Genomic DNA, 12,272 nt, shown 5'->3' on the forward strand with positions numbered 1-12,272 from the left:
ATTATGCGATTGACTATGGGAATTTATAATCTTACCATTCATTAACCATATGGCAGCGGATCCTGAACGCTGTTCTATAAGCAGGCAGAGGCATGACTGAACAGGCATTGTTATCTGAACTGGATAGGCTGGTTTCAGAAGAACGAAACCCCCGCACGATGGATATCGATCTCTTGTCGAGCCTTGCTATTGTGCGCCGTATTAACGATGAAGATCATCTGGTTCCCACCGCCGTTGAGCAAGTACTGCCTCAGGTCGCGCAGGCCGTCGATAAGATTGTCGACGCATTTCGGGTCGGCGGCCGACTGATTTATTTGGGCGCAGGAACAAGCGGACGTCTCGGCGTTCTCGATGCATCGGAATGTCCGCCGACTTTCAGCGTGCCGGAGGGCGTGGTGATAGGGCTGATTGCAGGTGGCGTGGATGCGCTGCAACATGCAATCGAAGGGGCAGAAGATGATCCGTTGCTTGGGGAATCTGACTTGCGCAACATAGGTTTGTCTTCGCACGATGTTGTTGTGGGAATCGCGGTCAGTGGGCGCACGCCCTATGTGATAGGTGGTCTGGCCTACGCAGCATCTATTGGCGCCACGACCGTGGCGCTCTCCTGCAATCCCGATTCGACCATTGCGACCTTGGCTGAAATCGCCATATCGCCGGTTGTCGGGCCTGAAATACTGACAGGCTCAACACGCCTTAAGTCCGGTACGGCGCAGAAGCTAGTTCTTAATATGCTGACGACGGCGAGCATGATCCGGATCGGGAAAACATACGAGAACCTCATGGTGGACGTCAGTGCCACCAACAATAAGCTTGTTGCGCGGGCATCGCGAATTGTCATGCAGGCAACCGGATGCGGGGCGGGGGAGGCGAAACGCGTTCTCGCTCTGACCGACAATGACGTGAAGCTTGCAATTCTCATCACGATCACCGGAATGCCAGTGGATGAGGCAAGAAAGGCATTAAAGAATGCTGGGGGATTTCTTAGACAGGCAATAAATGCCAATAAAGCGTGAGCCGAAGCGGGGAAGCAATCGGACATAGCATTGTAGTAATTTGCGAGGGAAGAAAATGGGAGCGAGTTTCAAGAAAAGGCTTATTGCGGGCGCTGCCGCAATAGCGTTGAGCATTGGGAGCTTTGGCGGATTGGGTGTTTCGACGGCTTTTGCCGCGACGCTCCGAATGGCCTGGTCGCAGGATGCCACTGGTCTCGATCCACATAAGCAGCCGGCATTTTCGTCGATTCGCCTGCTTGAGCTCATCTATGAACCGCTCGTCCGTCTTGATTCCAACCTTCAGATTGCGCCTGCCATTGCAAAAAGCTGGGAATTTTCCGAGGGCGGAAAGGTTCTCACATTCAAGCTCGACAAGAATGCGAAATTTCAGAACGGTCAGTCGGTGACGCCAGCCGATGTGAAAGCATCCTTCGAGCGCATTTTGGATGAAAAGACAGGCGCAGTGGCGCGTGCCAATTTCGGTTCCATTGCTACTATTGAAACCCCGGACGCCGAAACGGTTGTCTTCAAACTCTCGCAGCCTGACGTTCCTCTATTGGCAGCCATTGCCAGCATCAATGCGGCGGTCGTTCCGGAAAGCGAGATCAAGGCTGGAAATATTGGGACGAAAGCGGTTGGGTCAGGCCCATTCATCCTTGAGCGTTGGGAACCGAACTCCAAGGAAGTGCTGAAAGCCAATCCCGATTGGGCGGGCGGCAAAGTAGCGATCGATGGGATCGACATCAGCGTCCTGCCGGACGAAACAGCAATTCTCGCGGCGCTTCGCGCCAAGCAGATCGACTTTGCATTTCTAAACGACCCGCTGGTTGCAACGATGGTGCCGCGTGAGAGCGCGCTGGAACTGGTACGCACACCGGCACTAGCCTATCACGTGTTGCAGCTAAATCCCTCGCGCAAACCAATGACAGAGTTGGCCGTGCGTCAGGCCATTTCCTGTGCCGTTGATCGCCAGGATGTGCTGGACACAGCATTGCTTGGTGAAGGCAAGGTGACAGGTCCCTTGACCATGCCTGCCTATGCAAGCGATCCGAACACGCTTTTCTGCTACAAACGCGATGTCGAAAAAGCAAAGAAGCTGATGGCGGATGCCGGTTATGCGGATGGCTTTTCGGCAACCATCATAGCTGCGAATGGAGAGCCAGCAACCGCTGCGGCTGAAGCTCAGGTCCTCCAGTCGCAACTCGCCGAAATCGGCATCAAGCTCGATATCCGGATGATGGAACTTAACGTCTATGTCGATACCTGGCTGAAGGGTGATTTCGACATGGCCGTGGCTTTGAACGGCGGTTCGGCTGATCCCTATACGATGTATGGTCGTTACTGGACCAAGGCGGGAAATCTTCAAAAGGTCGCGCAGTATATCGACGATACGCTCGATGATCTGATGCAAAAGGGAAGAGTTGAGACCGATCCTGAAAAACGCAAGGTGATCTTCGCCGATTTCGAAAAGCACATAACGGAAGTTTCTCCATGGGTTTGGCTCTATACGGCCAACAACTATGTTGCTCACCAGAAGAACGTTACAGGTTTTGAGCCTCGCGCTACCGGTTCGCTGTTCGGCGTAACCAAGCTGCAGATCGGGCAGTGATGTCATGAAATCCGCCACGTCTTCAATATGGAGGCGTGGCTTTCCAGTGCCTTCCTTGACGGCAGGCCGTGAGTAATCTGACATGAATTATCTGACACGTCGGCTGCTGACATTTCCCCTGGTTATGCTGGGGGTGTCGATCCTTGTCTTCGTTTCGATCCGTATGGTTCCGGGCGATTCCATCACGGCTATGCTCGGAACGGAGGCTGGATTGCTGACGCCGGAACAACGGCAGTCACTGGCGCAATATTTCGGCATCGATCAAAGCTGGACTACTCAGTACTGGCGCTGGCTCGGTGACGTGTTGCAGGGTAATCTGGGTGTCTCGGTCACGTTCGGCAAACCGGTTTTGACGGTTATTCTGGAACGCTTCCCACTGACACTGCAACTGGCATTGATGTCGATGATTATTGCGTTGCTCATTGGCCTTCCGGCCGGGATTTATGCGGCAACGCGCAACGAGAAAATGTCCGATCTTGCCGTCCGTATTTTCGCAATGATCGGCCAATCGACCCCGAGCTTCGTTCTGGGCCTCCTCTTTATCTATATTCTGTCGGCCGGCTTTGGTGTGTTACCGACCATGGGCGAATTTACGCCGATATGGGTCAACCCGTGGCAGAATTTTTTGCAGATGATTTTGCCCGCCATAACACTCGGCTTCGCATTTGCTGCATCGGTCACACGCATATCGCGTTCAGCCATGCTGGATGTTCTCAGCGATGATTACGTTCGTACCGCTCGCAGCAAGGGTGCTTCGGCCCGCTCTGTTATCTGGCGGCACGCATTGCCGAACGCACTCATCCCTGTGGTGACGCTGAGCGGCGTGGAATTCGGTTACCTTCTGGGCGGAGCTGTGCTGGTCGAGCAGATCTATGCTCTGCCGGGACTTGGACGCATGGTGCTCGACGCCATTTTGCAGCGGGATTATGCGTTGGTGCAGGGCAGTATTCTCTTCATCGCCTTCAACTTCATGATCGTCAATCTGCTTGTTGACCTCCTTTACGTAGCGCTCGATCCGCGTATTCGCCTAGGGGAAAACTGATGCAGATATTGCGTTCCGTTTTTGCTCATCCGAGTGGCCGTATCGGCGGGCTCATCGTATTGATCTATCTGATCGTCGCGTGTCTGGGGTATTTCGGCTTTACGCCGCATGACCCGCTGATGCAGTACCGGATAGACAGGCTGCGTCCTCCAAGTGCTGCCCACTGGATGGGAACGGACCTCTTCGGACGTGATGTGATGAGCCGCCTGATGGCAGGCATAGCGCAATCATTCGTCGTGGGCTTTTCTGCGGTCGGAATTGCCGCCTTTGCTGGCACCATTATGGGATTGACCGCGGCATGGTTCGGGGGCTGGTGGGACGGCACGGTCATGCGCGTCATGGACGTGCTTCTAGCGTTTCCGGCTATCTTGCTTGCGCTTCTCATCATCGCCGTTGTTGGACCGGGCACTGGAACAAGTATCGCCGCCATCGCCATTGTCTACATCCCGATTTTTACGCGGGTTGTACGTGGCCCGGCCTTGTCGATTAAAACACGCGAATTCGTCGATGCGGCACGCACGTTCCACAGCAGCAACCGTTATATCCTTTCGCGCCATCTGCTGCTTAATCTGATCGCGCCTCTGACTGTGCAAATCACTTTGGCGCTGGCCTGGTCGCTGCTAACAGAGGCAGGCTTGAGTTTCCTCGGTCTCGGCACTCAGCCACCTGCTTCGTCGCTTGGCCTCATGCTGGCAGATGCGCGTAATCTCATGGAAACCGCGCCATGGCTGCTGGCCTTTCCGGGGCTGGCGATCATGATCGGTATTCTTGGCTTCAACCTTCTGGGTGATGCCCTGCGCGACATTCTCGATCCAAGGATGCGGAGGGTAGCTGCATGAACAAGCTTCTGTCTGTCTCAAACCTTCGCGTTGGTTTCGGGCGTAATCCTGAAGCCAATGAGATCGTACGCGGTGTGAGTTTCGATCTCGCCGCCGGGGAAACGCTGGCTATTGTCGGAGAAAGCGGTTCCGGTAAATCTGTAACGGCTTTGTCGATCAATCGTCTTGTGGATTTTGGCGGCGGACGCATTATCGATGGAACGATCAAGCTAAACCGCGCAAACGGCACCACCATCGATCTTGCAACTGCAAACGAAGCTGAGCTGACGAAAATCCGCGGTGCGGAAATCGGCATGATCTTTCAGGAGCCCATGACGTCGCTCAATCCAGTGCTCACAATCGGAACACAGATTGAGGAGTCGTTTCGCCTCCATCGTGGGCTTACCGGAAAGCAGGCAGCTTTCGCTGCCAAGGACGCACTTGATCGCGTACGCATTCCGGATGCTGCACGGCGTCTTAAATACTGCCCGAACCAGCTTTCCGGCGGTATGTTGCAGCGGGTTATGATTGCAACGGCGCTTGCTTGTAATCCACGTCTCATGATCGCCGACGAGCCAACCACAGCGCTCGATGTTACGGTACAGGCACAGATCATGGCGCTGCTGGCAGAACTGAAGCGCGAAACCGGCATGGCGATGATCTTCATTACCCATGACATTGGCCTGGTCGCAGGGATGGCCGACAAGGTCATGGTGATGCAGCATGGCGAGGCGGTAGAGCAAGGTGAACTGAGTGCCGTTCTTGACCAGCCTCAGCATTCTTACACGCAGCATCTCCTGAAAGCTGTGCCGCATTTTGAAAGTGGCAATGCGGCACGAACGGATAGCGTGCGAGCAGCCAAGCCCGGAACAAAGCCAATTCTTGCTGTGGAAGGGCTCACAGTCCGGTTTCCCGTCAAGGGAGGCATTCTTGGCCGTAGACTCGGTGCAGTTCATGCCGTGGAGAGTGTCGATTTCGATCTTGTTCCGGGCGAAACACTTGCGGTCGTAGGGGAGAGCGGTTCGGGTAAGTCGACGACTGCGCGGGCGATCCTCGGACTTGTCAAAGCTTCGGGCGGCAAACTTGAAGTCGGCGTGGCAGATACAGCTGATGCTCGAAACTCCTCCTCGGTGCAGATGGTTTTCCAGAATCCCTATGCATCGCTCAACCCGCGCCTGCGAATTGACAGCATCCTTGCCGAACCGGTTATCGCTACTGGTGGGTACGATGGGCCGGAAGCGCGGCACCAGATGCTGCAGTTGCTTGACCGCGTGGGTCTGCCCGCAAACAGTCTGGAGCGTTACCCACACGAGTTTTCTGGCGGACAGCGCCAGCGACTTTGCATTGCCCGCGCGCTGATGCTGAACCCTTCGATTGTCGTTTTGGACGAAGCCGTTTCCGCGCTGGATGTTTCAGTGCAGGCGAAAGTTCTGGACCTGCTGATTGAACTCCAGAAGGAACGCGGCCTTGCATATCTGTTCGTGTCGCATGACATGGCGGTGGTGGAACGTATCGCGCATCGCATTGCGGTCGTCTATGCTGGCCAGATTGTCGAAATCGGCGATGCCGCATCAATCCTGTCTGCGCCGAAACATTCTTATACGAAGCGACTAATATCTGCTGTTCCAAGTATTGATCGGCGCAACCAGTACTTCACCCTCGACACGCGGCAGGTGCCGTCACTCGTCCGCCCGTTGGGATACGAGCCCGCACCGGCAAACTGGCAGACATACGGTCATGATCACGTGGCCCGGACCGAGGTATAATCATGATGGCTGAACCAAATGTCCGCCACTCCGTGGATACCGCCTTTACCGCACGCTTCGAAAAAGCTTTCAGCCTGCTGACAAATGCGTGCGACTCAGGCCAAATTCCGGGAGGTGTGCTCGGAATGGTCGATCTCTCCGGCAACCGGGCTGTCCGGGCGACTGGCTATGCGCAGGCTGTGCCGGCCCGGCGCGCGATGACAATCGATACATGGTTCGATCTCGCCTCGTTGACAAAAGTGATTTTCACGACACCCCGGATTCTTGCACTGGCTGAGGAAGGTGTCATTGATCTCGACGCGCCGTTGATCACATTGCTTCCGGATCTTCGGCAGTATGACAATGATGCGTGGGAGCGCAGAGTTACTTTCCGCGAATGCCTTGGCCATCAAACACCGTTCCCATCGGTAGAACCGATCTACACCTACGGACGAGACCCGGAATTGTTGCGCGCATTCGTTCTGCAACGCGAATGGCGAAAATCCGCACCGGTTTATTCGGATATCAATTTCATTCTGCTCGGTTTCGCGATGGAAAGGCATTACGGCAAGACCATTCGCGAAATGGACCCTGGTGAGGGGTTTGCCTTTTCTGCGGAGCCGGAGATCAGTGCTGCCACCGAAGATTGCACCTGGCGCAATCGCGTACTTTGCGGTGAAGTCCACGACGACAATTGTTCAGCGTTACAGGGTGCTGCGCATGCGGGGCTGTTCGGCACGGCTGCATCCATACTCGATTTCGCACTTGGTTTGCTCGACGGCACTGGCGCATCGCAACACGTTATAACGCAGATGTGCCAACCAATATCCGCAACCCGGACGCATGGCTGGGAACTGCCTTATGACGGCTGGTCCGGCGGCAATTTCAATTCGAAGGATACGATCGGTCATACCGGTTTCACGGGTACCGGTTTGTGGATCGATTTTGAAGAGGGCAGGGCGTGGACCTTGCTCACCAATCGCATTCATCCGACACGCCATTTCGAAAGTGGTATTCTTTCGCTACGTCAGGGCGTTGGCGACGCAATTTCATTGGGATAGGAGACGTCTATGCAGCCAATATGGGCCGTTGGCCTGATGACCGGCACTGTTCTTGATGGAAACATCGATGTTGCCCTTTTGAAGACTGATGGCGAGACCATCACGGAGTTCAGCGCTTATGCGCTGAAGCCTTATCCGCGCTGGATTCGTGATCTTCTGGAACGAGCGCAAGCGGAGGCTCGAGGCTGGAATTTTGAAGGTGCGGAACCTTCCGTGTTTAGTGAGGCCGAGGAAGCGCTGACGCGTGCACAGTCTGCGGCTGTGCGCGAACTGGTCGAGGAAAGCGGGCTGTCGATGGAGAATATCGGCGTTGTCGGTTTTCATGGGCAGACAGTTTTGCATCGTGCGCCGCAGGCAGGCAGGTTTGGTGACACAAGGCAACTTGGTGACGGAAGGCTTATGAGCGAATTGCTCGGAGCTAAAGTTGCTTATGATTTCCGGACAGCAGATATTCGCGCTGGCGGGCAGGGCGCTCCGCTTGCGGCCGTCTATCACGCTGCTTTGCTGCGCAGTGCCGATTCGAGTGGCAATACTGCGATTCTCAATCTTGGCGGTGTCGGCAACATCACGTGGTGGGATGGCGGTGATGCGCTTGTGGCATTCGATACGGGGCCAGCCAATGCACCCATCAATGATTTCATGAAGGCACATGGATTGGGTGAGATGGATCGCGATGGAGTGCTGGCGGCAAAGGGCAGGGTAGACGAAGCCCGGCTCACGGAACTGCTCAAACACCCTTATCTGACTGCGCCATACCCGAAGTCATTGGATCGCTTCGATTTCACCGATGCAATGGCTAACGGTCTGAATGAGGCAGACGGCGCGGCAACATTGACCGCGTTCACTACCTCTGCTGTTGGGAAGGCCCTGGATATTTTGCCGCGTCGGCCAAAGCGGCTGGCCGTCAGCGGTGGTGGCCGTCGCAATCCGACCATGATGCGCATGCTGGTCCAGCGTGCGAAAGTGGAACTCGTTCCCGTTGAAACACTTGGCTGGCGGGGCGATGCCGTGGAAGCGGAATGCTTTGCTTTCCTCGCGGTTCGGGTCTTGCGTGGCTTGCCCATCAGTTTTCCAAGCACGACCGGGGTGCCAGAGCCGATGACGGGTGGAAAACTGGCAGGTTGAATCAACGACAACCATCGAATTTCCCTAAAGGGCGACGTCAATCATGTTGCCCTTTAGGCTCTTGATGGGCGGAATCACGCTATAGTCAGGACATGATCATCCAGCATGGCATGTTAAAAGCGTTACTATCGTATGAAAACGATCTAATATTGGGGTAATTCACTAACAGCCATGATTTGAAGTTACGTTGCGTCACGGTTGCTGCCGATATTTCATTTTTATTGCATATGAACATGAAAAGATACAAAACTCATGCAATCTTCACGTTGATTTAGGCAATTCTCTTTATCAGTCTAATTTATCATGGAGAAATGCAATGAAACTCATCCGGCTCTTTTTATGTCTGTTCTTGCCCTTGGTCTGGCTGTCGGGGGCAGCGGCTTACCCGTTGGCCAAACCAACGGGTAAGCCGATCCTCGTCATATCTGGCAATATTTCGAATACAAATGTCGGCGATACAGCTCAATTTGATAGGGACATGCTGGAAGCGATCGGTTTGGAAACCGTAGAAACTGCTAATCCGTGGTATGATGGTCGCGTGCGCTTCGAAGGTGTATCGATGGACAAGCTTATGACGCTCGTCGGTGCCACGGGAACGAAAGTGACGGCGGTGGCGTTGAACGACTATGTCAGCACACTGCCTATGGAGGACTTGAAGAAGTTCAATGTTATTCTTGCTATGAAGCGAGATGGCAATTACATGGCTGTGCGCGATAAAGGACCATTGTTTATAATCTACCCTTATGACAGCGACCCTCAGCTTCAAAGCCAGACCTATTACACACGTTCTGCGTGGCAGGTTGCCAAGCTGATAGTTGAATAGAGGCAAAGTGTGAGACGAATACTAGGCGTTATTATCTGTTGTTTCGTGGTGGCAACGGCCTATATCGCCTATGTCATTGCTGAGCGACAGACTGCGCTTCAGAAGTTTTCCCGTTACAACGATTCCTGGGCTGTTGGTCAGACTGTTTCAGAATATATGCGACTTGAGCATGTTCTCGCTGGATATGCGCTGAATTTGAATGAGGACACGCGTGACGAAGTGCGGCTTCGTCTCGATATTATGCTTGGCCGACTGGAGTTGCTGCAGCAGGGCAATCTGCGTTCTTTCATTCAAAATGACCAGCAGCGGCGCGACCTGTTTCTGAAGCTGAGCAATGTTCTGCAGACACTTGATGCTCAGCTGGATAAACTTGATGCGGAGGGTGTCAAAACCCTTTTGCAGTCGATGAGTACACTTGACGGGCCGATGACAGCACTTGCGTCATCAGCTGTTGAATATGATGTCGGGCTTATCGATGCTGCACAGGCAGAAGTTCGTCAGCTGCATCTCATTTACACGGGATTGGCGGCAGGTCTTATCCTCTGCGGCGTGGTGCTGGTCATTCTCCTGCTTCGCCATAACAAGCTTCTCGATCGGGCGCATGGCAGCATGCAGCGCCTGACAAGCGACCTTCGACAAGCGACGGGTGAGTTGCAGTCGCAGAACTTTCGGCTTGAGCATGACGCTCATCACGATGCTTTGACCGGTTTGCCCAATCGTGTTCTATTTCGACAGGATCTGGAGAAAAGGCTTGAAGCCGCACAGTCCGGAAGCCTATCGGCGATCATTCTTCTTTTGGACCTCGATGGGTTCAAAGATGTCAATGATACGCTCGGACATGATGTCGGTGACGCACTTTTGCAGGCAGTCGCGCGGCGCCTCACAAAACTCGGTGAGAGAGGCGACATGGTATGCCGCCTAGGCGGCGACGAATTTGCCCTGCTTTCCACTGGGCTGCAGGAAGAGGAAGCTCTGGAGCTTGCAGATCGCCTGATGGAAGCAATTAGTCAGCCTTACCATGTCGGCGAGCTGGAAATAAAAATCGGAACCTGCGTCGGTGTCGCAATCTCCCAAGGCGAACCGGATACGGAAGAACTTTTTAAACACGCCGATCTCGCGCTCTATGAAGCGAAGGCGCTTGGTCCCGGTCACGCGAGCGTATTCAAGTCTCAGATGCAGACACGCTTGAGAGAGAAAAAATCATTCGAAGCTGATCTTCAGAAGGCATTGGAGAACGGCGAGATGGAAGTTTACTATCAACCGCAGGCTTGCACTATCACCCGTGAAATATGCGGTTATGAAGCGCTGCTTCGTTGGACGCATCCTATAAGGGGGGCTGTTTCGCCCGTCGAGTTCATTCCGGTTGCCGAAAAGATCGGCTTCATTCATGCTCTTGGAGACTGGGTGCTTAAGACAGCCTGTCTGGAAGCTGCCCATTGGAACAAGCCGCTCAAGATTGCGGTCAATCTCTCTCCAGTTCAATTTCGCAGTTTGAATCTCATTCAGAGCGTGATTGATGCACTTGAGCAAAGCGGGCTCCATGCAGGGCGGCTGGAACTGGAGATTACGGAATCAGTTTTGCTGGACAAGAACGAACAGACCTTGAGCACACTACGCCAATTGAAGGCATTAGGTATCCAGATAGCCATGGACGATTTCGGAACTGGTTATTCATCACTTGGGAGCTTGAGTGGATTTCCTTTCGATAAAATCAAGATTGATCGTTCCTTCGTGCGCGAAGTGACGACGCGGCCAGATGCCCTCGCGATTGTTGAGCTGGTTACTGGGGTAGGGCGTAGTCTTAGAATGGTGACGATTGCAGAAGGCATTGAAACTGAGGAACAGTTCGAGTGTCTGAAGCGATTGGGGTGCGATCAGGTCCAAGGTTATCTCATAGGAAAACCAATGCCCGCTTCAAAACTCAAACATCTCCATCAGCGTAGTGAGCAGAATAAAAAAGTGGTTAGCCGCGCGCCAGGCCTGTGACGATAATCTGTCGTGATAACTGGCGACCAACCTATAAATCAGTTTATGTTCATGCACTAAATGCACCGCAAAGCTATGTTGTGGTGTAACGGATTCGAAAGACGAGCACCTTTGCATCGTTCGTTTGAAAAAGATGTTCTGGGTGCCGGGAAATTGGGGCGTGCAATTTTGCTGAAAGTACATGGAATTAACGTACCGATCGCATCCAACGAGGTTTCACCAATTATCTGGCAGGCTTTGACGGGTGGGAGCTATGAAGCCAAGGAAGCGCGCTCCATCTTCAAAGCGGTGAAACCGGGCGATCGCGTTTTGGAACTTGGCTCGGGAATAGGGATCATCACCTCCATCATAGCCAAGATTCCGAACGTGACGGTTTGGGCATTCGAAGCAAATCCATCAACTGCGGCGCTGGCTCGGCGTGTTATCGACGCCAACGACCTCAACAATGTTGTGCTTTCACAAGGCATTCTGACTGCGGGCGAGCCTTGTTCTTTCCGTTTTTACGTGCGGCGTGACCTCTGGATGTCGTCCATGGATGAGAATCAGGGGCCGTATGAACGCGCTATAGAGTTGTCCTCGTCCAATATTGACGAGTTCATCGCTCGTCATGATATCAATGTTCTTGTCATGGATATCGAAGGTGCCGAACGCGATTTGCTCAAAAGCGCCGATTTAATGGGCGTAGAGCGCATCTTCCTTGAGTTACATGATCATCTCTATGGCTTGGCTGGCATCCGGGACATGATGCATGCGCTCGCAGACAAAGGGTATGCGTACGATCCACGAGGTTCTCAGGGGCCATGCGTGCTGTTTGCCAAGGACGACGGTGTTCGTGAATACGAACCCGAATAGAGCATTGCGTTCTTAATATGTGTGTTTTCGAAAAGAGCCGCGTTGAGCGGCTTTTTTTGTTTTTGTGTCTGTGGAAAGAATTTTTGGAAAAAGTATGGAATGATCGTTGACAGTTTTGGTTTGTGGGGTCTATATGGCGCCACAACGAGGGCGGCGACGCTGCTAGCGGCAGACTGGTTCGTCCCTTGAGTTGGTTGAAAGGGTTTGGCGGTAACG

At 53.6% G+C, this 12,272-nt stretch carries 10 protein-coding genes; all 10 read left to right on the forward strand.

The features are described from left to right. Positions 1-92 precede the first annotated feature (92 nt). The gene (murQ, locus tag HWX93_RS08305) at positions 93-1,016 is read left to right on the forward strand and encodes an N-acetylmuramic acid 6-phosphate etherase (protein WP_109986917.1); all 924 of its coding nucleotides are present in this window, start codon (positions 93-95) and stop codon (positions 1,014-1,016) included. 55 nt (positions 1,017-1,071) lie between these two features. Then, on the forward strand, positions 1,072-2,604 hold the full coding sequence (locus tag HWX93_RS08310; protein ID WP_176037113.1) for an ABC transporter substrate-binding protein: 1,533 nt from the start codon (positions 1,072-1,074) through the stop codon (positions 2,602-2,604). Positions 2,605-2,686: 82 nt separating this feature from the next. After that, on the forward strand, positions 2,687-3,646 hold the full coding sequence (locus HWX93_RS08315; protein WP_109986919.1) for an ABC transporter permease: 960 nt from the start codon (positions 2,687-2,689) through the stop codon (positions 3,644-3,646). After that, positions 3,646-4,485 carry an ABC transporter permease gene (locus HWX93_RS08320; protein ID WP_176037114.1) on the forward strand — a complete coding sequence of 280 codons (840 nt, stop codon included), beginning with the start codon at positions 3,646-3,648 and terminating at the stop codon, positions 4,483-4,485. The genes HWX93_RS08315 and HWX93_RS08320 overlap by 1 nt, the downstream gene beginning before the upstream one ends. Next, on the forward strand, positions 4,482-6,230 hold the full coding sequence (locus HWX93_RS08325; protein WP_176037115.1) for an ABC transporter ATP-binding protein: 1,749 nt from the start codon (positions 4,482-4,484) through the stop codon (positions 6,228-6,230). Before HWX93_RS08320 ends, HWX93_RS08325 begins: the two co-directional genes overlap by 4 nt. 5 nt (positions 6,231-6,235) lie before the next feature. After that, complete coding sequence (locus tag HWX93_RS08330; RefSeq protein WP_176037134.1) at positions 6,236-7,270, forward strand: serine hydrolase domain-containing protein; 1,035 nt, start codon at positions 6,236-6,238, stop codon at positions 7,268-7,270. A 9-nt stretch (positions 7,271-7,279) separates the two neighbouring features. After that, a complete protein-coding gene (locus tag HWX93_RS08335; RefSeq protein WP_176037116.1) occupies positions 7,280-8,395 on the forward strand; it encodes an anhydro-N-acetylmuramic acid kinase in 1,116 nt (371 codons plus the stop codon). Positions 8,396-8,711: 316 nt separating this feature from the next. Beyond that, the gene (locus HWX93_RS08340) at positions 8,712-9,218 is read left to right on the forward strand and encodes an oxidoreductase (protein WP_176037117.1); all 507 of its coding nucleotides are present in this window, start codon (positions 8,712-8,714) and stop codon (positions 9,216-9,218) included. 9 nt (positions 9,219-9,227) lie between these two features. After that, positions 9,228-11,204, forward strand: coding sequence for a putative bifunctional diguanylate cyclase/phosphodiesterase (locus HWX93_RS08345; RefSeq protein ID WP_176037118.1), 1,977 nt, complete (start codon positions 9,228-9,230; stop codon positions 11,202-11,204). Positions 11,205-11,372: 168 nt separating this feature from the next. Beyond that, positions 11,373-12,056, forward strand: coding sequence for an FkbM family methyltransferase (locus HWX93_RS08350; protein ID WP_109986944.1), 684 nt, complete (start codon positions 11,373-11,375; stop codon positions 12,054-12,056). The last annotated feature ends 216 nt before the right edge of the window (positions 12,057-12,272 follow it).

Source organism: Brucella tritici (assembly GCF_902825325.1).
In the GTDB taxonomy this organism is placed as follows: domain Bacteria; phylum Pseudomonadota; class Alphaproteobacteria; order Rhizobiales; family Rhizobiaceae; genus Brucella.